Genomic DNA, 24,703 nt, shown 5'->3' on the forward strand with positions numbered 1-24,703 from the left:
AAAGAAAAACCAATAAAATCATCTATATGACCAAAAAATTAGCTGATATTTCAATATAAAGCGTAAATTTTTGAAAATTTTATTTATACTAAGCATTTATTTATTATTGAACACTCTACCTAAACTGAAACAATAAATAGGGGACAAAATAATGGAATTTAGTGTTAAAAACGGCAGTGTTGAAAAACAAAGAACCGCTTGTTTGGTCGTTGGGGTTTATGAACCTCGCAGACTTTGTACTGCTGCGGAACAATTAGATAAATTAAGTAATGGCTATATTAGCTCACTACTCAGACGTGGCGATTTAGAAGGCAAAGCAGGGCAAACATTATTATTACACAATGTGCCGAATGTGCCTGCTGATCGTGTATTACTGGTTGGTTGTGGCAAAGAGCGTGAATTAACCGAGCGTCAATATAAACAAATTATTCAAAAAACCGTGCAAACAATTAATGAAACTGGCTCAATGGAGATGGTCTGTTTTTTAACTGAGTTGCACGTTAAAGGCAGATCAGCCTATTGGAATGTACGATTTGCGGTTGAGGCAATGCAAGAAAATCAATATGCCTATAACGATTTCAAGAGCATTAAGCCGGAAGTTCGCCGTGAATTGCGTCGTGTAGTGTTCAATGTCGCAAATCGTAAAGATTTAGCAGAAGCCGAGCGTGCATTAGAACACGGCAAAGCAGTAGCATTGGGCGTAGCGAGTGCCAAAAATGTGGCAAATTGCCCGCCGAATGTGTGTAATCCAAAATATTTATCCCAGTTGGCTCAAGGTTTAGCCGCAGACTATGAGGCAGTATCGACCACAATTATTAATGAAAAACAGATGGCTGAATTAGGAATGAATGCTTATTTAGCGGTTTCTCGTGGTTCTGAAAACGAAGCGTTTTTATCGTTAATTGAATATAAAGGCAATCCAAACCCTGATGCTAAACCTATTGTGTTAGTTGGCAAAGGTTTAACTTTCGATTCAGGCGGTTTATCGATTAAACCGGCAGAAGCAATGGATGAAATGAAATACGATATGTGCGGTGCGGCGAGTGTTTACGGTACAATGAAAGCCATTGCTGAAATGAAATTACCGCTTAATGTTATCGGTGTTTTAGCAGGCTGTGAGAATGCCGTTGATGGTAAATCTTACCGCCCGGGTGATATTCTTACTACAATGTCGGGCTTAACCGTTGAGGTGTTAAATACGGACGCCGAAGGACGTTTAGTTCTATGTGATACACTCACTTATGTTGAACGCTTTAATCCAGAGTTAGTGATTGATATTGCTACCCTCACTGGAGCTTGTATGATTGCGTTAGGTAATCACAACAGTGGCTTAATGTCGCCATCTAATAGTTTAGCCAACGAGCTATTAACGGCTGCCGAACAAGCAGATGATAAAGCGTGGCGTTTGCCGTTAGGGGAAGAATATCAAGAACAGCTTAAATCTAATTTTGCCGATCTTGCCAATATCGGCGGACGTTTAGGTGGGGCAATTACTGCAGGGCAGTTTTTATCAAACTTTACTAAAAAATACACTTGGGCACATTTAGATATTGCCGGTACTGCGTGGAAATCAGGTGCGGCAAAAGGGGCTACAGGTCGCCCTGTCAATCTTTTAACCCAATTCTTAATTAATAAAGCGGAAAGTTAATAAAACAAGCGGTTAAATTTCAGGAAAGATTTGCAAAATTCCCCGAAAATTTAACCGCTTGTTATTCGTTATTTTCTAACCAACGCTAACACATCAGCAAATAATTTTTTAAATAGAGGTGGGACACTATGTTCGCCTCTATTTCTCATCTCATTCGCTAAGGCTATGGCTAAATCAGGCTTAGAGCTTTTTTGAATAGCTCTTTTGATAATATATGAAACCGGATATTTTTCCTGAGAACGCCAATTTGCAAGGCGAATAAATACATTACGCAAACCTGCTTTATAGAAGAAATGTTCAATGTCTTTTTGCGGCAATGCCGTTAAGCGTTGAGCAAAATCGTCATCTAAACTTTTAACGGTTTCTGCGTAGCGTTTGCCTGCATCATCGCCATCAGTGAGCACATACCATTCAATCCCCATTGCTCTGGCATATTTAATCAGAGGGCGTAAACCGCATTGGGCAAATTCGACAATTTTGATGCCTTCCATTTCTAAGTTGATCTCTAATAATTTTGCCAGCTCTTCTAAAATCCAAACTTCGGTTTCCCCTTCTACTAAGATCCACGCTTTTGCAAATAAGGCTAATCCTCTGTTGTGATGGATATGGAAGGTTAATTTACGCAGATCTTCTCTACCGATGCTTTGACGTTCCAACCAATAGGCTTGAGTGTGAGAGTCATAACGCACTAAACGACCAATTTCGCGTAACGGCACTTGTGAAAGCAATTCAATGGAATTCGTTGTGGTAATACGTTGGCTGGGTAGAACGCTGAGTAGCTCCCAGAAAATCGCCACCATTCGAGGGTGTAAAAACGCATTAAAATCTTCAAATAAGATAATCGGTTTTTCAATAACTGCTACTTTAGGCTTAAAAAGAAAAAGATCTGAAATATGCTGTTGAACCAGCTCCACCAACTCTTCATTTTGTTTTAAACGCAGACAGAGTGATTTTACTTTTTCCCACCACAATGTGGTGTCTTGCATACTATTTTTCATTAAATGGCGGCTTTGGCTGGTTAAAAAATAGTATTTCAGTAAGGAAGAAAGAGCGTTTAATTCACGCTGAAAATCGGTATCAGGCTGATTGTAACCATTAAGTAATAACTCGTTATGCACTCTTTTATTTAGCCGTGCATCACGTAAGCGGAAAACAGGATGATGATAAATAAATTGCTTAATCCATTTTTCCGCTTGCTCAATGTGGATAGGTTTTAAATCTTGATCGACAAACTGATATTCAGTGCCAATCTGCTCAGCTAACAATCTTCCTGTTACTTTTAAGGAAATGCACCGTTTGTTCTCTAAATAAAATGAACAGAACGACAATGCAGGAGGAAGTTGAAGTAACGAGCTATCGTCAGCAATTTCTTCACAAAAAGTGAAAACAAGCGTGATGTCTCGCACTTGGTTTGGCGTATCGCTATATTGAATATGGAAATCTTTAAACTGGAATTGGTACAATTTATGTTCTAAGTTAAAAATTAAGCTTAAGGCATCAATCAGGCTCGATTTCCCCCACGCATTTTCGCCAATTAACACCATATTTGGACGTAATTGTAGCGATAAATGATTAATTCCCCGAAAGCCACTGATTTCAATATGTTTTAGATACATACCGCCCCCTTATTACTACTATTCTTTTACAATTTCATAGCAAGGTTGATAAGCATCTCCCGTTGGGATTTTCATACGATGTTGAACCACAAAACTTTCGAGTAATCTATCCATATGATCCATTAATTTGCGATCGCCCCGTAATTTAAACACGCCATATTGTTCAATCAAATCGGAAGTTTCAGGCTTAATGTTACCTGCCACAATGCCTGAAAATGCTCGTCTTAAATTCGCCGCCAGCTGCTCTTTTGACTGCTCCAGACTTAAATTCAGATTTGCCATACTTTCGTGAGTTGGAATAAATGGCGTAATAAAATCTTCTTCGATTTTTAATGACCAGTTGAAATTATAAGCATCACCACTTTCATAACGACTGTTTTTTACTTCCACCATCGATTGCTTCACTTTACGAGCAACCAATACAGGGTCATCAATAATAATCTCATACAGGCTACGAGCCTCTTCGCCTAAGGTATCGCCAATGAATTTATCAATAACATAGAAATAATCGGCAGATTCTTTCGGTGCGGTTAAGATAAGCGGTAATTTTTGCAACTTATTTTGCGGATTTAACTTAATGCCGATAATATACAGCAGCTCTTCCAATGTGCCCGGTCCGCCCGGAAAAACCACAATAGCGTGTCCTAAGCGAACAAATGCTTCCAAGCGTTTTTCAATATCAGGCATAATCACTAATTCATTGACAATCGGATTTGGTGGTTCAGAGGCAATAATCGACGGCTCAGTAATACCAATAAAACGCCCGTTTTTATAACGCTGATTGGCGTGCCCGATGGTAACACCTTTCATTGGTGCTTCCATTACACCCGCACCGCAGCCTGTTACAATATTCAGCTCACGTAAACCAAACTCTTGACCTACCGCTCGGCAATATTGGTATTCAATGTCATTAATAGAATGACCACCCCAGCAAACAGCTAAATTCGGGTCAGTGTTCATCTCTATCGCTTTTGCATTACGCAAAATCGAAAACACAATATTTGTGGTTAGCGTTTCTACTGATGTATTTTCAAGCGGTGGAATTGCCTTTTTTAAAGCATTAACAAAAATAATGTCTCTTAACACTGCAAAAAGATGATACTGAATATTTAAAATCATCTTACCATCAACAAAAGCGGTTGCGGGTGGATTATGCAACTCCAGCGATACCCCTTTCTCTCGGGTTAATAATCGGATTTCAAAATCAGGATATTGATTTAACAAAGCACGGCTGTCATCAGTATGCACGCCTGAATTCAGCACCGCTAATGAGCAGTTACGATAAATTTGATATAAATTGCCCCGTGTATTTTTAGCTAATAGCTGCATTTCCAAATGAGAAAGTTGCTCCATACTGCCTTTAGGGTTAATTCTGTGTACTGCCATTTTTTCTCCTTGCTATTTGTAAGAAATTCCATAAATGTGGGTAACCTTAAGTCATTTGCAAAAAGTTACTCTTTTTTATTCACAATCCTTGTAAGGATTGTTCACGGCTTCGCCGCCGTTGGCTAGCCAACGTTCAAAAAGCTCCGCTTTTTGTGACCGCTTGTTACTTCAATAGTTTATCAATAACACGACTTACCGCAAAAAAACCGAATGTTGCAGTAACCATTGTAACCGCCCCAAAGCCATTAGCACAGTTCATCGTGGCGGATACTTCACAACCCTCGCCCATTTTCGGGAAAATTAATTGTTGGGTGGATGAAACACAATCCACGCCAAATTTACTCTTGTTGCTAAAGCCATACTCTTTACGCAACAGGGTACGAACCCTTGCCGCCAGTGGATCTTGCACCGTTTTGCTTAAATCGGTAATTTGAATTTGGGTCGGGTCAGTCTGCCCGCCTGCCCCGCCGGTGGTAATTAATTTGATTTTGTTACGCTTACAGTAAGCAATCAACGCAGCTTTGGTTCTGACCGAATCAATCGCATCAATCACATAATCGTAGCCACGATTGAGATAGTCAGGGATATTTTCAGGCGTGATGAAATCATCAATAATCTCCACCGCACATTCAGGGTTGATTAGCTGAATGCGTGCTTTCATCGCCTCAGTTTTCAACTGAGCTACTGTGCCACTCATTGCGTGAATTTGGCGGTTGATATTGGTTACGCAAATATCATCCATATCAATCATCGTAATCTTGCCAATGCCTGAACGTGCCAACGCCTCCACCGCCCAAGAACCCACTCCGCCAATGCCAATCACACAAATATGCGAACGGCGGAGCTTTTCTAGCCCTTCCGGTGTGTAAAGGCGACCAATGCCGCCAAAGCGTTGTTCGTAGTTGTCTAGTCTTTCCGCCATTTTAAACATTTCCGTTTTTGATATTTTCCAGCATTTCCCAACGCTCAAAAGCGTGTTCTAATGCCAATTCCTTGTCGGCGAGTTGCTGTAATTTCGCTTGAGTGTAAGTCTGATCTTTGGCAAAGAAATCGGTACTATTTACTTCAGCTTGCAAAGCCTCTATTTCAGTTTCTAAGGATTCCATTTTTGCCGGTAATTCTTCTAACTCACGTTGGTCTTTATAGGAAAGTTTGACCTTTTTCGCCTCAGTTTTGGGTTTCTCTTGCTTAGGCTCTTCTACAAGCTGTTCTTTTTTAGTGGAATTTTGCAAATTCACCGCACGGGTGGCGTGGTAATTATCTTTCTGCTGTTTAGCATCAAAATAGCCGCCGATGTATTTATTCAGCACACCGTTGCCTTCAAAGAAATAGCACTCCTCCACCGTATTATCAATAAATTGACGGTCGTGGCTGACAACCAACAATGTCCCTTGATAATCAGCTAACATCTCTTCTAATAGCTCTAAGGTTTCTACATCCAAATCATTGGTCGGTTCGTCCAGAATCAACAAGTTATTCGGTTTCAACAACAATTTTGCCAATAACAAACGGTTACGCTCTCCGCCAGACAAAGCTTTTACTGGGGTCATCGCCCGTTTCGGTGGGAACAAGAAATCTTGCAAATAGCCAAGAACGTGGCGTTTTACCCCATTTACTTCCACATCTTGCTTACCGTCCGCTACGTTATCCATTACGGTTTTTTCTAAATCCAATTCAGCACGGTATTGGTCAAAATAGGCAACTTCTAATTTTGTACCACAACGGATTGTGCCTGAAGTGGGCTGCAATTCGCCTAACAGTAATTTGATGAAAGTCGTTTTACCACAACCATTCGGACCAACCAAGGCAATTTTATCGCCACGTTGAATGGTTGCCGTAAAGTTTTGCAGTAAATTTTTACCCTCAATTTCATAGCTTGCATTTTCAAGCTCAAACACAATCTTGCCCGAACGTGCGGTTTGGTCGAGCTGAATTTTTGCCGTGCCTTGTACTTCTCGGCGATTGCGGCGTTCTTCCCGCAGGGCTTTCAATGCACGCACACGCCCTTCATTACGGGTACGGCGAGCTTTAATCCCTTGGCGGATCCACACTTCCTCTTGAGCCAATTTTTTATCAAACAGCTCATTTTGTAAGGCTTCTACACGCAAATCTTCGGCTTTTTCTTCCAAATATTTATCGTAATTGCTCGGGTAAGAAATCAACTTACCACGATCTAAATCGACAATTCGGGTTGCCATTTTGCGGATAAAGGAACGGTCGTGGGAAACAAAGATAATTGCCCCTTTAAAATCGAGCAATAAATCTTCAAGCCAAGTGATTGCCTCCACGTCTAAATGGTTGGTTGGCTCGTCTAATAATAAAATATCCGGATCTGCCACCAACGCACGAGCAAGAGCCGCACGGCGAACCCAACCGCCCGAGAGTTCGCATAAGCGTTTTTCAGGATCAAGCTCCAATAATTTCAAAGTATCTTGAATTCGATTTTCAAACTGCCAACCGTTGTTATGCTCTAATTGAGCTTGAATATGGGATAACTTCGCCAACAGTTCATCGCTGTAATCTGTCAGCATTTGTTGCGAAATGTGGTGATATTGCTTTAAAAGTTCGCTTAAATGGGCGATTCCTTCCGCCACATAATCAAATACAGTATCTTGAATATGGCGAGGTGGGTCTTGCTCTAAACGTGTAACCACAATGTCTTTTTCAAAAATCAGTTTGCCATCGTCTAACTGCACTTCGCCGGCAAGTACTTTCATTAAAGTCGATTTGCCCGCCCCGTTTCTGCCCACCAAACAAACTCGCTCGTTCGGTTCAATGTGTAATTCGGTGTGATCTAATAAAGGATGATCGCCAAAACCTAAATAGGCGTTGGATAAATTAAGTAGTGCCATAGTTTTATATCAGAGTGATTTTACAAATTTTAAATTGATCGATTATAAAAGAAGGATGGGACATAGCCCATCCTTATACTTAAGATAAAAATCCGCCAACCCCTTTAAACTTCTCCACAAATGCCACGATTTTCTGAAAAACCGTTTGCTTTTTAGTATTATATTGTGGGTTTAGCGGGCTCATTTTAGGTAGAAGGTCATTTAAATCTGTACCATTTTCGCTAGCGTATTCTCGTTTAAGAGAGGTCATTATATACCGTTTTGCTGCATCTATATTTAAATTTTCGCTCTCAATTAAGTTCTCAGCCTCTCTTTTTTGCTCTTGCTGAGCAAATAGGAAAAATTCCTCAATAATAGTCGATTTATCCGGAATTTTATCTAAATCAGTTTGATGGATAAAATCAACAACCAGTCCTTCTTTGGCTCGGTTATCCAAACTCGAACGAATAGTCCGGCGAATTTCCTCAATGAGTGCCGGTTTATTTTTGCGTTTTTTATTATGTTCAAAAATCAATTCTAAAATATAATCTAAATTGATTTCTTGTGATTTTAATAAATCGATTTCAAAAACCACATCGCTCCAATCAATTTGAGATTTTCCAGCATTACCATTTTGATTTTGTTTTCTCTGCCATTCCCGAATATCATTATAGGTTGAACGATAATCTTGTAATTTTCTCTCTGGCAAAATCACATTATTTCCAACAATATATGTGCCATCAGGCTCTTTTACGCTATTTTCATTCTGTTCAGTATTTTTTAACTCGTGAAATTCATCGTAATTATGCAACACATTTTCCAAACGCAGATATTCACCAAATAATTGGGTAAATGCTTTTTTATCATCCTCAGTTTCGAGTTGAGCAGGATCAGGGAATTTCGTTTGCAACGCTTTAACTACTTCTTTATAACCTCGATGATAATTTCCCTGAGCATCTTGATAACCTTCCATATATTCTTTAAAGCTGCGTTCTAATACCACATTACGCGTATTTTTATTACCAAATAAGGTAATGGCATTAATGGTATCTTGCTCTAAATCACGGAAAGTCACGATATTACCAAATGCCTTAGTCGCATCATAAATCCGATTTGTACGGGAAAAGGCTTGCATTAAACCGTGATAACGCAAATTTTTATCGACAAATAAAGTGTTTAACGTTGGGGCATCAAAACCGGTTAAAAACATTCCAACCACAATCAATAAATCGATTTCCTGATTTTTAACCCGCATTGCTAAATCACGGTAATAGTTTTGAAATTCTTTACTTTCTACACCATAATTTGTTTTAAATAGACGATTGTAATCATCAATTGCCAAACTCAAAAATTCTTTTGCCGAACTATTCATTGCGGTAGGTTCAAAAGTTTCATCAGCAATTTCACCAATCGCATTTTGTTCTTCATTTGCGGCAAAAGAAAAAATGGTTGCAACTTTCAACGGATTTTCGACCGATTGTTGTTGCAATTTAAACTGCTCGTAATACAGTTTTGCTGCTTCAACCGAACTTACGGCAAACATTGCATTAAACCCTTTTCCTGATGAATTTAAACGGTGTGTTTTTTGCTTGAAATGGGTCAAAATATATTGCGTAATTTCCTTAATACGTTCTGGGTGTAATAACGCCTGTTTATTTTCAAGTGCGGTCAATTTTTCTTGATTTTTTTCACATTCAATCTCTTTGAATTTAGGACGAACATTATTGTAATCTACCTTAAATTTCAGCACTTTTTCATCACGAATGGCATCGGTAATCACATAAGAATGTAACTGTGAGCCAAATACACTACCCGTATTTTCTGAGCCTAATGCATTACCTTTACTGATTAATTTTCCATCTTCTATTTTGTCTGGAAATATAGGCGTACCAGTAAATCCAAATTGACAGAATTTTTTAAATTTTTTCTTTAAATTCTTTTGTGCTTCACCAAATTGAGAGCGATGACATTCATCAAAAATAAATACCACAGGCTGTTTATAAATTGCTAAACTATCTTCTGATTTCATCAGGTTATTCAATTTTTGAATAGTAGTCACAATAATTTTATTATCTTCTTTTTCTAAATTCCGTTTTAAGCCGGCTGTACTTTCCGAACCATTCACACTATCAGGCGAAAAACGTTGATACTCTTTCATTGTTTGGTAGTCTAGATCTTTCCTATCCACCACGAAGAAAACTTTATCTATAAAATCTAATTCAGTGGCAAGGCGTGCGGCTTTAAAGCTGGTGAGTGTTTTACCCGAACCTGTGGTGTGCCAAATATAACCGCCGCTTTCTAAATTTCCCCAATTTTTAGTGAAATGCGTATTTTGAATTTTCCATAAAATCCGCTCTGTTGCGGCAATTTGATAAGGACGCATCATTAAAAGCGTATTATTCACATCAAATACCGAATAATGAATCAACACATTAAGTAAAGTATTTTTCTGTAAAAACGTAGCGGTAAAATCTTTTAAATCCTTAATCAAAGTATTATCCGATTTCGCCCAATTCATCGTAAAATCAAAACTGTTTTTGTCCCGCTTAGTTGTATTGGCAAAATAACGAGTATCCGTACCATTTGAAATCACAAAAATTTGTAAAAACTTAAATAACGAATTTTCAGTATTAAAACTCTCTTTGCTATAACGATGAATTTGGTTAAAGGCTTCACGAATTGCTACCCCACGCTTTTTCAATTCAATTTGTACCGACGGCAAGCCATTTACCAAAATAGTTACATCATAGCGATTAAGATGAGAACCTCTTTGCTCAAATTGATTGATTACCTGTACTTTATTACGGGCAATTTCTTTTTTATCTAATAAATAGATATTTTGGATACGACCGTTATCAAATACAAAATCATAGATATGATCCTGATGAATTTTTCGGGTTTTCTCAATAATACTCTCTGAAGCTTTATCGAGATATTCATCAAGAAAGCGTTTCCATTCTGAATCTAAAAAATGCACATTATTCAAGCGTTCCAACTGCTCACGAACATTGTCTAATAAAGCCTGTTGCGAGTTTAAATCAGGACGATATTCATAGCCCTGAAATTGTAAATCAGCAATCAATTCTTTTTCTAAATCTGATTCGGTTTGGTAAGAATTCGGTTGCTCAATTTTTTCATATTTATCTAAAACGATGAAATGGTTGGTTTCGGTGATGGGGGTGGTTTCAAGATTCATTATTTACATCCTTCCAATAGCTATAATTATTAATTAAATGATTTAATAAATAGACTACAATATTCTTTTCGGCTTCTGTTGGCTCTGCCACTTCATCGTCGGTTAATGTTGAATGACTAAATCGGTTAATTTGTCTAGTATATAACTCTTTCTCATCGGGCAATAATTCAGACCATTTTGCATAACCCAAAAAATTAGCAGTTTTTTCATAAAGATTCCGTAACAAAGTAAAGTGATACTTTTGAATCTCTCCATTTTTAATAGCTTCTTCAATAGTTTTCTTTAAAAACAAATGATAAGAAAATGCTTTATTGGAATCTCCTTTTTTCTCATCTAGCTCAAAACTACCATCATCATATTTTTTAAGAAAATAACCATTTTTCAAACCTAGCTCATTATATAAAACATTATAAAATAAGGTGTTATGTGTAGAGATAACAAACTTTAAACCTCTTATAGACTTAGTTAAATCTGCTAAATCAATTGCTAATTGTATTAGATGATTCTCATCTAATGAGCTAACTGGATCGTCTATGAAAATATACTGCAATTTATTAAAATCTTGCGTAGAACGATCATTCTCGTCCATTTTCAACTCTTCGATCACTGATTTAAGTAGCGAGTAAAAAACACTCCATACAAAATTACTTTCCTCTCCTTTTGAAATTTTAATATTTTCTTCTATATCATCATTACCTCTAGTAAAAGAAAAGGTAACTTCATTAAAGTCTTCACTAAATTTTGGTGTTAATTTATCATTGGTATAACGTTGAAAGTGAGTAATAATATTTTGATCTTGAGCCTGCTCTTTTAATACCCAGTTGGTGAAAGTATTTGGCTGAATTTTTAACTTAGGCTGACTATCTTCATTTAAATCATTATCCCAATAAAACAGATCTTCAGTAAATGCGTTATAGTAAAGAATGTCATTTCTTGCCACTTCTCTATTATTCTTAGGTGAAACTAACTCTTTGAATGCTCTTGAAAGTCTTGTTTTACCTGTACCATTGAATGCATAAATTAGTTGAACATTCTGCTGTTTGTCCCTTAGCATTGTTGCAATTTCAGTCAAATCTTTACTCATAATCTTACTACCTCATTATTTCGGAAAATCCAATAACTGTTCCCGATAATACTCATACTGTTTCCGTCTTAATTCAATTTCTTTCGGCAATCCTTCGCTAATCGAATTAGTCAAGCGGTCAAATTTATCTAAAATTTCAACAATTTTTTGTTGTTCAGAAATTGGAGGAACTGCAATTGTAAATTTTTTTAGCCAGCCAGTATTCAAGTTTATTTTTGCAGAACCGTGAACACTTTTGCTAACTTGATCCCAAAATAATTTAGTGTTCATCCAATGTTTTACATATGTATTTAAAATACCATCTTTAACTCTTAAATAACCTAGGCTAACAAAAATGCAGAGTTCATCTTCAACATCAATAATAACAGGATGACCAAGGTTAGAACCTACTCTAGTAAAAAGTATATCTCCTTTCTTAGGTTTGGCATTACTCGTTATTTTATAATAGTCATCTTTAGATATATATTTTACATTTTTAAGATCTAAAAAATCATTTGACGTATTTTGAGCAGAAATAAATTTAATGCCATTGTCCACATAATTAGGTGTATATGTTAATCCAAGATAAATATCACAAACCTCTCCCAAAGACTTAAACACCACTTTACCACTCTGGCACAAGGCTTTGGTGATTTCGTTATACCCCCCCCTATCTAAATTTTGTGGGAATGTCAATAGAGTTTCTCTGTAATACTGATATTGTTTTTTCCGCAGAGCTAATTCAGCTTCCAGCGTAGCTTCCAGCTCGGTAAATTTGTCAAGTATTTTTACAATTTTTTCTTGAGTAGAGAGTGGGGGGATTGGAATTAACAAGCTAGATAAATCTTTTGGATAAACATGCGGAACACCAGAGCCTTTCTTTAAATTGAAGATCCATTGCTGCCTAGATAATAAAAAGTGATACACATATTTTGTGATTAAGACTTCTAAATAGGGTTTTACTGAAAAAGCATCTCCTAAAAAAATTGGCTCATTCCAATACATTAAAAAACCAGCATAAGCTCCGCTACCTGCAACAGTAATCGTTTCTCCTTCTCTATTATAGTTCCCAGTATAATACGCAGGTTTTTGTCCACCACTAATAACAGGGATATTTCCTTCCGTTGTGTCTTTTGCAGTAATGACTTGTCCTCTTTTTAATTCAGCAACTTCCCCCAAAGGCTTCCAATCTACCTTAGCCCCATTTAATAATTTCTCTATAATTCGATTACTCATTTTGCAAATTTTCCTGATTTTTATACCGCTTGTTTTATTGGATTAAAGCGAATGTGATTCGCCCCTACGATGATAACCGTTGATAAAATTTCAACCGTTTGTCAAGTCTTGACAATTTAAATTATTGACCTTTGGATCCATTTCAGTATAATGACCACCAATAACTCCCCTAGCTTTGCCAACCCACGAGGTTGGAACTACAAGGTTGGGGGCTTTCTTTTTAGGCTTTCTGCCATAATTTCCACTGACTCAAATCTGTCACAATACCCATTTGTTGTAAATTAATTGCATTATTTTCAACATTGGGAAATTCTTCCAAAAGTGCCAAAAATCTTGTTCCCCAAGTTGAATTTGGGCAAATCAAATCTAACATACGCTTCATTAAACAAAAATAGACAAAAGGCTGAGCAACATTAAGCTGTTTCCATTGTTCATCTGGTAAGCCTTTCAGATTTGCTTTGAAAATAATCGGCTTATTCCATAAACGGCTATGATGAGCGGAGACATTTCGGATAAAATTAAAAGCGTGCAAATACGTTTGTAAATGTTTCCCGTCTTTTAAGTGATAAATTTTAGCAATTCGGTCTTTATCTTTCGATAACATTCCCTTGTAAAGCATCGACATTGTGCCGAAATCCCATACTTCGCAGGCAGCCCAAATCGGTAAATCGCCATAATGTTCTAAATGATGTTTAACAAAACTACTTTCTGATTCTCTATTGATTAGATTTTGATATTTATCTAACCATTTTTGATGTTCAAAGTGCGGTTCAAAATACTGTGATTTTTGATGAGCTAATGGTTCATATTTACCTAATTCATAGGCGATACTCACTCTTAAAGCAATTTCAATACGTTCTAAAGCATCAAGTGCTAACTGCCTGAGCTTTTTGTCAAAAATATACAATGCTTTTACATCTTCAAAGCGGCTATTAGGAATAAACTGGTCAAGCCGATTTTTAGGACTACTTGGATCGATTTGCCTAAAAGAATACAAATAACCACTTAGCCGATAATAACCAAGGCTTTTCAAGTAACCTAAGGCTTTCTTTTCGTCATTAATCAACAACCCTCTTTCTTGTAAAAGAGCGAGTTGTTCATTAAAACTTTTCCAAATTTTCTGCTGCTTCATATGTATAATTATTTGCACATTTTCCTTCATTTTATACCGATTGTTTTATTTTGGGCGAATATGATTCGCCCCTACAGAATGACAAATCCTGACCAATGTGTATAAAATACCTTTGTAGGGGCGAATTACATTCGCCCTCTCATCATTTACCCGTTTTCAATCTCCGCCACAATAGCATCAATTTCCGCTCGCAAGCGGTCAATTTTTGCCACAGTTTCGCTAATCTCTGCATTAAGCTCGGCGATATTAATCACCTCTCGGGTATCTTTTTGTTCCACATAAGAACTCACTGCAAGATTGTATTCATTTTCAGCAATTTGACGGTTATCGACTGATTTTGCCAAATGCTCCACATCGGCTTTATCCGCAAAAAGTTTAAGAATTTGCTCAATATGTTCATCGGTCAGCACATTGTTGTTGGTTTCTTTCTTAAACAGACCACTTGCATCAATAAATTGGGTTTTGGTATCCGTTTTATGTTTGGAAAGTACCAAAATATTCGTTGCAATACTTGTGCCAAAGAAAAGGTTTGGCGGTAGAGCAATGACGGTTTCTACGACATTTTGCTCAATGAGATATTGACGAATTTTTTGCTCCGCACCACTACGATAGAAAATGCCCGGGAAAGTAACAATCGCAGCTCGCCCTTTTGCTGAAAGGTAATTTAAGGCGTGCAGAATAAAGGCAAAATCCGCTTTAGATTTTGGGGCAAGAATACCAGCAGGAGCAAAACGTTCATCGTTAATTAAGGTTGGGTCATCTGAGCCAATCCATTTAATCGAATAAGGGGGATTAGAAACAATGGCATCAAAAGGTTTATCATCTTTTAATTTTGGATTGATTAAGGTATCGCCTAGTTCAATATGGAATTTGTCATAATTGATATTATGCAAAAACATATTCATTCGAGCGAGATTGTAGGTAGTATGATTAATTTCTTGACCGAAAAATCCCTCTTCAATCAAATGATCATCAAATTGCTTTTTCGCTTGTAATAATAACGATCCAGAACCACAAGCCGGATCGTAAATTTTATTAACAGAAGTTTGACCATATAACGCCAGTTGTGAAATCAACTTCGAGACATTTTGCGGCGTGAAAAATTCGCCACCTGACTTACCTGCGTTTGCTGCATAGTTTGAAATCAAGAACTCATAAGCATCACCAAATAAGTCAATTTGATTATCTTCAAAACGACCAAAATCGAGTTCTGCTACGCCTTTTAATACAGCGGTTAAACGCTTGTTTTTATCTTCTACACTGTTCCCTAAACGATTCGAAGTTGTATCAAAATCTGCAAATAAGCCTTTGATATCATCTTCAGAAGCATACCCTACTGCAGAACTTTCAATGGCAGTAAAAATTTCTTTGAGATCAGTATTTAGATTTGGATTACCCTGAGCATTTTTAACAACATTTCCAAATAGCTGGCTTGGCAAAATAAAATAGCCTTTTTCTTTAATAACTTGATCTTTACCTAATTTGATATTTTCATCATCATCAGACCAAGTAGCATAATTGATAGAACTATCTCCCGCTTGAACATAACTCACAAAATGCTCGCTAATAAAACGATAAAATAATGCTCCAAGCACATATTGCTTGAAATCCCAACCATCTACGGCTCCACGAACTTCGTTTGCAATTTGCCAAATTTGGCGATGGAGTTCTGCTCTTTGTTGAATAGCTGCCATTTTTGTATTCCTAATATGACTCATATATTAAAGCGGTCGATTTTCCCCAAATTTTTGCAGATTGATTGTTTGCAAAATTCTCTGAAAAAACGACCGCTTGTTTTGTTAAGATTATTCTTCTGTTGAAGTTTCTACAATATCTGCATTTTCAACCGTTTCGATGTTTTCATCATCTTCTTCAGGCTCGCACACTCGTTCTAAACTCACAACGTGTTCATCTTCTGCGGTGCGGATAATGCGAACGCCTTGGGTGTTGCGTCCGACCAAGCTCACTTCCGCCACCCTTGTGCGAACAAGCGTACCAGCATCGGTTATCAGCATAATTTGGTCGGTATCGAACACCTGAACTGCCGCCACCACTTTACCATTACGTTCGTTCACTTTGATTGAAACTACCCCTTTAGTTGCACGAGATTTCACCGGATATTCGCCAATGACGGTACGTTTACCGTAGCCGTTTTGGGTTACGGTGAGAATATCGCCTTCGGTGCGAGGAATCACAAGAGAAACTACACGGTCTGTGTCTAAGCTCACGCTTGACGTATCTTCCGCGTCCTCGTTTTCAATTTCAACGATTTCTGCCTCTTCAATCTCTTCACTTGAAATTTCAGTGGTGGATAGTTTGATACCACGCACCCCTGTTGCGGTACGCCCCATTGCTCGCACCGCTTTTTCCGCAAAACGAACGACTCTGCCTTGTGCGGAGAAGAGCATAATTTCGCTCTCGCCGTCTGTGATGTCCACGCCGATTAATTCATCGCCTTCGCGAAGTTTTAACGCAATTAGACCGCTTGATCTCACGTTACTAAACGCATCTAGCGAAACTTTTTTCACCACACCGCTTGCAGTTGCCATAAAGATAAATTTATCTGCGGAGAACTCGCCGTTTGGAATCGGCAGAATCGCGGTAATACGTTCGTTTTCTTCTTTCACAAGCGGTAGAATATTCACAATCGGCGTACCTCTTGCCCCACGGCTGGCTTGTGGTAATTGGTACACTTTTAATTGATATAAACGACCACGGCTTGAGAAACAGAGAATCGTATCGTGGGTATTTGCCACTAACAGTTTTTCGATAAAGTCGTCTTCTTTCATTTTGGTTGCAGACTTACCTTTACCGCCACGGCGTTGAGCTTCGTAGTCGGATAACGGCTGATATTTCACATAGCCTGCGTGAGAAAGTGTGACCACCACATCTTCTTGAGCGATTAAATCTTCAATATTGATATCGCCTGAGGCTGCGGTAATTTCAGTGCGACGTTCATCGTTAAAGGTGGTTTTCACTAATTCTAACTCTTCACGGATCACTTCCATTAAGCGTTCCGGACTGGTTAAAATGTGTAATAATTCGCCAATTTCTGTGAGTAATTCTTTGTACTCTTCAACAATTTTTTCGTGCTCTAAGCCGGTTAAACGGTGTAAGCGTAACTCTAAAATCGCACGGGCTTGGGCTTCTGATAAATAGTATTGACCATCACGCACGCCTAAATTTTCCGGTAAATCTTCCGGACGAGAGGCATCTACGCCAGCAGCTTCTAACATTGGAGCCACGTTACCTAACGCCCAAGGACGAGCCAATAAGCCTTCACGGGCTTCTTCTGCAGTTTTTGAGGCACGGATTAATTCGATAACCGGGTCAATGTTCGCTAACGCAATCGCTAAACCTTCTAAAATATGGGCACGTTCACGGGCTTTGCGTAATTCAAAAATCGTACGGCGAGTTACCACTTCACGGCGGTGTTTGACAAAGGCTTCGATAATTTGTGTTAAATTCAAGACTTTTGGCTGACCGTTATCCAACGCCACCATATTGATACCAAAAGTTACCTGCATTTGGGTTAGAGAGTAAAGGTGATTTAACACCACTTCACCCACTGCATCACGTTTGATTTCAATAACAATCGAGATACCTTTTTTGTCTGAATAGTCATCAATTCGGCTGATACCTTCGATTTTTTTGTCTTTTACTAATTCAGCAATTTTTTCAATGAGCTTGGCTTTATTGACTTGGTAAGGCAACTCAGTGACCACAATTTGCTCACGACCTTTATCGGTAGTTTCCACGCTCGCTTTCGCACGCACATACACTTTACCACGACCGGTACGATAAGCTTCTTCAATCCCCTTACGGCCATTGATAATTGCCCCTGTTGGGAAATCCGGACCCGGGATGTACTGCATTAATTCTTCAACGCTAATATTTTCATTATCAATGTACGCTAAACAGCCGTCTAGCACTTCACCTAAATTGTGAGGCGGAATATTGGTTGCCATACCCACCGCAATCCCCGAGGAACCGTTTACTAACAAGGCTGGAATTTTGGTTGGAAGTACGTCAGGAATCATCTCTTTGCCGTCATAGTTCGGCGAGAAATCCACGGTTTCTTTATCCAAATCGGTTAATAATTCCTGCGTAATTTTTTGCATACGCACTTCAGTATAACGCATCGCTGCCGGTGCATCACCGTCAATTGAACCAAAGTTACCTTGCCCGTCCACCAACATATAACGTAATGAGAAAGGTTGAGCCATACGCACAATGGTGTCATACACCGCAGAATCACCGTGCGGGTGATATTTACCGATTACATCACCCACCACACGGGCTGATTTAACGTGCGGTTTGTTATAGGTGTTGCTGTTTTGATCCATTGAGAAAAGTACACGGCGGTGCACCGGCTTTAAACCGTCTCGCACATCAGGTAATGCACGCCCTACGATGACCGACATCGCATAATCAAGGTAAGAGGTTTTTAACTCGTCCTCAATACTTACGGGAATAATATCTTTGGCTAATTCGCTCATTGAAATTTCCTAATTTGATAGTAAAGAATTGCCTAAACTCAGGCGAAAAATTGGCGAGATTATAGCATAAAAAGTGTTAAAAAGGGCGTACAAGCGGTTATTTTCTTGCAGTAAATCGCGGATTTGCCGGCATTCTTAATGCAATTCTCTCACGATTCACCGCCAATGCGGTTTCTGTCGGCTCATAATCCAACCAAAGTGAAGGTTCGTCAGGCAAATTCTCCGCCCAAAAATATTGCACATTAAAGCCTCTTGCCAAGCATTCTTCGTGCAACGCATCGTACCGTTTTTTCAGAAAAGCGAGTTTGTTGAAGAAAAAACGCACGTGCCCTTCGCCCAATTTATAATCTGCCGGCTGACCTTTTAGGTTGAATTTCCCTTTCGCTACCGCATTAGGGATACGAGTCAATTCACGGTGTTCGGCTAGTAAATGTTGATCGCACAATTCCTCTGGTGGTACAAGGTTTATCCTTGTCATTTTAATTTTCCTTTTAGGCTAAATGCGTTATAGTAACGCCTTAAATTTACCATAGGAACAGCTTATGCAAAATGTCGATCAGCAAGAAATCACAAAATTTGAAAAAATGGCACAGACTTGGTGGGATCCAAACGGCAGTTTCAAACCGATTCACCTGCTTAATCCGCTACGTTTGTCTTATATTTTAGAAAAATCGAACGGGCTATTTGGCAAAAAAGTATTGGATGTCGGCTGTGGTGGCGGTATTTTAAGCGAGGCGATGGCAAAACAAGGGGCGATGGTAACAGGTATTGATATGACTACCGAACCGCTTGAAATTGCTAAACAGCACGCTAAAGAAAGCGGTTTAGAGATTGATTACCAACAAACCACGATTGAAAATTTTTTGGAAAAAATGACCGCTTGCAATGCAGAAAAATTCGATGTGATAACCTGTATGGAAATGCTGGAACACGTGCCTGATCCGCTTTCGATTATCCAAAGCTGCAAAGCGTTATTAAAGCCCGATGGTATTTTATGTTTCTCCACTATCAACCGTACCTTTAAAGCCTATATGCTTGTGATTATCGGGGCGGAATATGTGCTGAAAATGCTGCCGAAAGGCACGCACGAATTTGAGAAATTTATCAAACCAGCGGAATTATTGGCGTGGTGTGATCAAGCTAATTTGCGTTGCACAGAAATGAAAGGCTACCATTTCAACCCATTAACCGAAAAATTCTGGCTGAACAATGATGTGAGCTGTAATTATATCGCTACGCTCAACATCAATAATTAACTTGCAAAATAGAACGAAATCTTTACTATACACCGCTTGATTTCTTAGGCTTTTTTATATGATGACAGACGATATTCAACAAAAATCAGAGAAAAAAATCACTTATAATTTCAATAAGTTACAAAAACGTTTACGCCGCAATGTGGGTAATGCGATTGCCGATTTTGGTATGATTGAAGAGGGCGACCGTGTGATGGTCTGCCTTTCTGGTGGTAAAGACAGCTACACCTTATTGGATATTTTATTAAACCTGCAACAAAGTGCGCCGGTAAATTTCAGCATTGTTGCTGTAAACTTAGACCAAAAACAGCCGGGCTTTCCGGAAGATGTTCTCCCAAGCTATTTAGAAAGTATTGGCGTAGAATATAAAATTGTGGAAGAAAACACCTACGGCATCGTAAAAGAGAAAATTCCGGAAGGCAAAACCACCTGTTCGCTCTGCTCTCGCCTACGCCGTGGTATTTTATACCGCACCGCTACCGAGCTTGGCGCAACGAAAATCGCACTCGGGCACCACCGTGATGATATGCTCGCCACCCTGTTCTTAAATATGTTCTACGGCGGCAAAATGAAAAGTATGCCGCCCAAACTGATTTCTGATGACGGCAAACAAATTGTGATTCGCCCACTTGCTTACTGCAAAGAAAAAGACATCATCAAATATGCCGAAGCGAAACAGTTCCCGATTATTCCGTGTAATCTCTGCGGCTCACAGCCGAATTTACAACGCCAAGTGGTAAAAGAGATGTTGAACACTTGGGATCGCCAATACCCGGGCAGATTAGAAACGATGTTCAGTGCCTTGCAAGATATTGTGCCATCGCACTTATGCGACCCAAAATTGTTCGATTTCAAAGGCATTAAACACGGACAGATGATTGAAGGTATTGAAGGCGACATTGCTTTTGATAATGTCAAAATTGAAAGCAAAACTTTCTTAGATGAAGATGACGACAATAATTTTACCGATGCAGGCGTGATTCAATTTAAAGCAGTAAACTAAGTCTCAAGCGGTCAAATTTTCAGGAAACTTTGCAAATCTTCCCTAAAAAAGCACCCTATCAGATTATCCTGATAGGGTGTTGATGGAGAGTTCTCCATTCGATGACAAGGAAATGTCTATGAAAAAAACAATAAATAAATCAATTTGAACTTACATTTTTTAAGAAAATTTGGCGTGGAGAAGTAAGTCCTAATTTTTCTGCCTCATTAACTAAATTCATCGCTCTGTTAATATCTTTCGCTTTAATTGCTTTCATTACCGCCTGATTAAAATAGGCTTCCGTATCTTTATCAACTGCTGTTTTTACTGCAACCGGATTTTCTTTTAGTGGCATTTGTGCAACCGTTTTACCTACCGAAGTTGCCGCTTTATTTGAGTTGAAAATTTCAGTCGGTAAACCGATAAATTTTGTACCGTTTGAGCCGGAAACATTAATGTGAATTTGCCCTTTTAAACTATGTACTACTTCAATATCGTTAATTGCCGGTGGTTGTTTACCTGTTGCTTTTGCATAAGTTTTTGCTGGGTGTGGCATCATCGTAGTTTTGGCTAAATCTTGCTGCGTAGTATAAATGAGCAAATAAATATACTCTTGGTTCATTGCCGGCGTTAAATTAAGTTCTGCCCCTAAACGACTGCCTTTTAGCCCTCGTTCTTCTAATAATTTAAATTCAGAAGAAGGGTATGTTGCCGCCACATTAAAGTGGCTATCTAATACTACAGCTGTTGGTACAAAAACATTTTTGTCTATCACCGGGCTTTCAATTTCAATTTCCAATGTCCCTTGATTTGCCGGAATACGATAGGCAGCAATTGGACTGGCAATACCGGCAAACGAAGCGGTAAATGCTTGTTTATGCTGTTCATTTAATTCTGTTTTTACAGTTTGCGAGAATGGCACATCTTGCCATTGAATTTGAGCTAATTCAGACGAGTTAATATGAATAGGTTTAACTGCCAAATTATTTGCCATACTCGGAGATGCCACAAAAAGATGGGCGAATAATATTGCTGTTGAAAGAAGCGTTTTTTTCATATTAACCTCTAAAAATTGTGAAAAATGATAATGTGATTAAATTGTGGGTAGGTTACCGCCCTACCCACATAACTGTTTGATGATTACCACCAAGCTTCAAATTGAACACCGGTGATAAACTCGCCGTCTTTAGCTTTGTAACCAGCATCAGTACGAGCTTTGGTGTTGAATTTATCATTCCAATGTGCGTAGGTACCAAACACACGGATTGCAGGACGAGCCCAAATGCTGTTACCTGCTTGCCACTGTTGTGCAATGGTATATTTCACTAAATCATTTTTCTTGCCTGTTGCTTGATCTTTAATGCGATCATAACCAACTTCTAATAATGTGCTAATTGTATCGTTCCATTTGTACATTGGGCGAATACCGGCAGAGTACCAAGTTTTACCTTGTTTATTATCTAGTTTTGTTTTTTCGTAGATTAAGGCATACATTACTTCAACTTTATCACTCGCTTGTACTACCCCTTGGTTGATTAAACGAAGCATATTGCCTTTATTATCTGCTTTCGAACCCTGTGCGTGACCATTATTCCAAGAAGTCATAGAGTCGGTTGCATATTGTGCAGTAAATTTATTGAAGCCACCAAAGAAATTACCTTGGGTATATTCCGCTGTTACCATATAACCGTTTTTGGTCGCTTTTTCATTATTGAGTTTAGTACCATCTTTAGTATGAGCATTGCCATAATCAAAGCCTAACTCTAATGAGCCGTCTTTCCAAAGTTCAATACCTGCTAAGCGAACATCAAAAATATCGTTATATACTTCTTTTTTCGCATCGCGGTTATTTACATACGCTTTTTTAGCATAGTCATAGTAATAAGAGAATGCACCGTCTTTCTCTGTATCACGAGTTACCGCTAAAGAGAGTTTTCCGAAGCCTAAATCAACATTTTCAACCCCAGCACCCGGACCTGAAATATCCCAATAGTAGAAGTCGTTCATATGAACATCGTGGCGTTGGTAAAAACGTTTACCAGCCCATAGGGTTGCACCCGGTAAGCTATCCGCAAAGTTTTTGAATTGTACGTTTAATTCACGTAATGCCGGGCTGGTTTCTGTCCAGTCGTTGTTGTGAAGCGTACCGCCATAAGCAAGGTTAGTATCAAAATAGATGGATTTCTCACCACTTTTGAATAATTCCTGACCTAATTTCAATTCTGCATAGGTATCAGATTCGTTACCTAAACGGTATTTTGAACCACCACCATTAACAGTAAATGCCGATTGTTCACCACCACCGGATGTCCAACCGATACCTGAACGAGCGTAACCGTGAAAATCGACCGCTGATGCACTGGCTGCGAACATTGCACCGCTGATTGCAACTGCTAAGACTGTTTTTTTCATAATAGAACCTCTCTTAAGATTTGATTTTACTTAGGTTAAGTATTAATTGATTAGAAGATTGAAAATATCTCCTAAAATCAGTAATAAGCTGAAATTGTTATACCCCTTTTTCAACAAACAAACGTTTGCAAGCTGTACCGTCTTCCTTAAATAAATGGCAACGTTCCGGCAAAATGCCGATATTCATATCGTCGCCTTCATTGACTAATACCACATCATTTTGACGATAAATTAAGGTTGGTTGTTTGATTTCAGGGATCTCTAGGTGGATTTGTGTTTCATTTCCAAGCAATTCCACTACTTGCACAATACCGTGTAAGGTTACTTGAGTTTGATCCGAAGGAAGTAAATGCTCTGGGCGAATACCTAAAGATAGGTTATCTCCAACGTTTACTCCTTCTCCGGAAACCGGAATCCAAAAATTATGGTGATTTGCATCAGGTAATTCTATTTTTACTCGTTCCGCCTCTACATCAATAACTTTTACCGGTAAAAAGTTCATTTTAGGTGAACCGATAAACCCTGCTACAAAACGGTTTGCCGGATAATGATAAAGTTCTAACGGCTTGCCTACTTGAGCAATACCGCCAGCATTTAATACCACGATTTTGTCTGCTAATGTCATTGCCTCAACTTGATCGTGGGTAACGTAAATCATAGTGCGGTTTAATTTTTTATGTAATTTGGAAATTTCTACCCGCATTTGCACACGCAATGCTGCATCAAGATTGGAAAGTGGCTCATCGAGTAAAAATACTTCCGGTTGGGAAACTAGCGTTCTACCAATGGCAACCCGTTGGCGTTGCCCACCGGAAAGGGCTTTAGGTTTGCGGTCTAGTAAGTGAGCAAGTTGTAAAATTTCGGCAACTTGATTAACTCGTTGCTCCCGTTCTGCTTTACTCACACCTGCCAGCTTTAATCCAAAAGACATATTCTCAGCAACATCTAAATGCGGGTAGAGGGCATAGGATTGAAACACCATACCGATACCACGTTTTGAAGGCTCTATTTCATTCATTAGCTTTCCACCGATATAGAGTTCTCCTGTCGTAATATCTTCCAAACCTGCTATCATTCGTAATAGCGTGGATTTACCACAACCTGACGGACCAACGAAAACAACGAATTCCCCTTCATTAATTTCTAAATTAATATCTTTAGAAATATGAACATCACCATAGGATTTTCCCACATTACGCAATGATACATTCGCCATAATTAAACCTCTTTTTTGCTTTTGCTTGTGGTTTGAATTTAGGCTGAATGGTCGCCTTTTTATCTAAAGAAGAAATCATCCTAGAATACTTTTTTTTAGGGTTAGAGCCTTAATTACGTAAAGAACGCCCATTTAAAGAAATTTAATAAATTTTGTGATCAAGCTCTCATTTTTAACGCTTTTTTTTGTGAAGCAGATCACAAAATGATGAAAAATGTTACTTAGATCAT

General features: G+C 38.5%; 17 protein-coding genes. 3 read left to right on the forward strand and 14 right to left on the reverse strand.

The genetic code is table 11. The features are described from left to right. The first annotated feature begins 151 nt into the window (after nt 1–151). On the forward strand, nt 152–1,648 hold the full coding sequence (gene pepA, locus V6W77_RS06825) for a leucyl aminopeptidase (protein ID WP_334254187.1): 1,497 nt from the start codon (nt 152–154) through the stop codon (nt 1,646–1,648). Nucleotides 1,649–1,716: 68 nt separating this feature from the next. Here pepA and V6W77_RS06830 read toward each other — a convergent pair whose 3' ends face one another. The 11 genes from V6W77_RS06830 to V6W77_RS06880 all read right to left on the reverse strand — a co-directional run bounded on the left by V6W77_RS06830 (nt 1,717) and on the right by V6W77_RS06880 (nt 19,085). Beyond that, the gene (locus V6W77_RS06830; protein WP_334254188.1) at nt 1,717–3,264 is read right to left on the reverse strand and encodes an ATP-dependent endonuclease; all 1,548 of its coding nucleotides are present in this window, start codon (nt 3,262–3,264) and stop codon (nt 1,717–1,719) included. 18 nt (nt 3,265–3,282) lie between these two features. Further along, nucleotides 3,283–4,650, reverse strand: coding sequence for a nucleotide 5'-monophosphate nucleosidase PpnN (ppnN, locus tag V6W77_RS06835; protein WP_334228966.1), 1,368 nt, complete (start codon nt 4,648–4,650; stop codon nt 3,283–3,285). Nucleotides 4,651–4,813: 163 nt separating this feature from the next. Next, nucleotides 4,814–5,572, reverse strand: a complete 759-nt coding sequence (tcdA, locus tag V6W77_RS06840; protein WP_334254189.1) for a tRNA cyclic N6-threonylcarbamoyladenosine(37) synthase TcdA — start codon at nt 5,570–5,572, stop codon at nt 4,814–4,816. 1 nt (nt 5,573) lies between these two features. After that, a complete protein-coding gene (locus V6W77_RS06845) occupies nt 5,574–7,502 on the reverse strand; it encodes an ABC transporter ATP-binding protein (RefSeq protein WP_334254190.1) in 1,929 nt (642 codons plus the stop codon). A gap of 79 nt (nt 7,503–7,581) precedes the next feature. Continuing rightward, nucleotides 7,582–10,677 carry a type I restriction endonuclease subunit R gene (locus tag V6W77_RS06850; protein WP_334254191.1) on the reverse strand — a complete coding sequence of 1,032 codons (3,096 nt, stop codon included), beginning with the start codon at nt 10,675–10,677 and terminating at the stop codon, nt 7,582–7,584. Further along, entirely contained in the window at nt 10,667–11,761 is a 1,095-nt protein-coding gene (locus tag V6W77_RS06855) for an anticodon nuclease (RefSeq protein ID WP_334254192.1), read from the reverse strand. Before V6W77_RS06855 ends, V6W77_RS06850 begins: the two co-directional genes overlap by 11 nt. 15 nt (nt 11,762–11,776) lie before the next feature. Next, the gene (locus V6W77_RS06860; RefSeq protein WP_334254193.1) at nt 11,777–12,976 is read right to left on the reverse strand and encodes a restriction endonuclease subunit S; all 1,200 of its coding nucleotides are present in this window, start codon (nt 12,974–12,976) and stop codon (nt 11,777–11,779) included. A gap of 220 nt (nt 12,977–13,196) precedes the next feature. Beyond that, complete coding sequence (locus V6W77_RS06865) at nt 13,197–14,108, reverse strand: Abi family protein (protein ID WP_334254231.1); 912 nt, start codon at nt 14,106–14,108, stop codon at nt 13,197–13,199. Between the two features lie 146 nt (nt 14,109–14,254). After that, nucleotides 14,255–15,802 (reverse strand): type I restriction-modification system subunit M, encoded by a 1,548-nt coding sequence (locus V6W77_RS06870; protein WP_334254194.1) that lies wholly within the window; start codon nt 15,800–15,802, stop codon nt 14,255–14,257. A 111-nt stretch (nt 15,803–15,913) separates the two neighbouring features. Continuing rightward, nucleotides 15,914–18,607: a DNA topoisomerase (ATP-hydrolyzing) subunit A gene (gene gyrA, locus V6W77_RS06875; RefSeq protein WP_334254195.1), complete on the reverse strand. Its 2,694-nt coding sequence runs from the start codon at nt 18,605–18,607 to the stop codon at nt 15,914–15,916. 97 nt (nt 18,608–18,704) lie between these two features. Further along, nucleotides 18,705–19,085 carry a pyrimidine dimer DNA glycosylase/endonuclease V gene (locus tag V6W77_RS06880; protein ID WP_334254196.1) on the reverse strand — a complete coding sequence of 127 codons (381 nt, stop codon included), beginning with the start codon at nt 19,083–19,085 and terminating at the stop codon, nt 18,705–18,707. 64 nt (nt 19,086–19,149) lie between these two features. Here V6W77_RS06880 and ubiG point away from each other — a divergent pair, with 64 nt between their 5' ends. Both ubiG and ttcA read left to right on the forward strand, forming a co-directional pair. Then, entirely contained in the window at nt 19,150–19,863 is a 714-nt protein-coding gene (gene ubiG, locus V6W77_RS06885) for a bifunctional 2-polyprenyl-6-hydroxyphenol methylase/3-demethylubiquinol 3-O-methyltransferase UbiG (protein ID WP_334254197.1), read from the forward strand. Nucleotides 19,864–19,924: 61 nt separating this feature from the next. After that, entirely contained in the window at nt 19,925–20,866 is a 942-nt protein-coding gene (ttcA, locus tag V6W77_RS06890) for a tRNA 2-thiocytidine(32) synthetase TtcA (RefSeq protein WP_334254232.1), read from the forward strand. A gap of 139 nt (nt 20,867–21,005) precedes the next feature. Here the strand turns inward: ttcA and malM are convergent, their stop codons facing one another. The 3 genes from malM to malK all read right to left on the reverse strand — a co-directional run bounded on the left by malM (nt 21,006) and on the right by malK (nt 24,473). Then, nucleotides 21,006–21,902: a maltose operon protein MalM gene (gene malM / locus V6W77_RS06895; RefSeq protein WP_334254198.1), complete on the reverse strand. Its 897-nt coding sequence runs from the start codon at nt 21,900–21,902 to the stop codon at nt 21,006–21,008. An 83-nt stretch (nt 21,903–21,985) separates the two neighbouring features. Beyond that, entirely contained in the window at nt 21,986–23,257 is a 1,272-nt protein-coding gene (locus tag V6W77_RS06900) for a maltoporin (RefSeq protein WP_334254199.1), read from the reverse strand. Between the two features lie 97 nt (nt 23,258–23,354). Then, nucleotides 23,355–24,473 (reverse strand): maltose/maltodextrin ABC transporter ATP-binding protein MalK, encoded by a 1,119-nt coding sequence (malK, locus tag V6W77_RS06905; RefSeq protein ID WP_025235595.1) that lies wholly within the window; start codon nt 24,471–24,473, stop codon nt 23,355–23,357. Nucleotides 24,474–24,703 lie beyond the last annotated feature (230 nt).

The sequence above is a fragment of the Mannheimia indoligenes genome (assembly GCF_036880405.1).
Taxonomy (GTDB): Bacteria; Pseudomonadota; Gammaproteobacteria; order Enterobacterales; family Pasteurellaceae; genus Mannheimia; species Mannheimia indoligenes.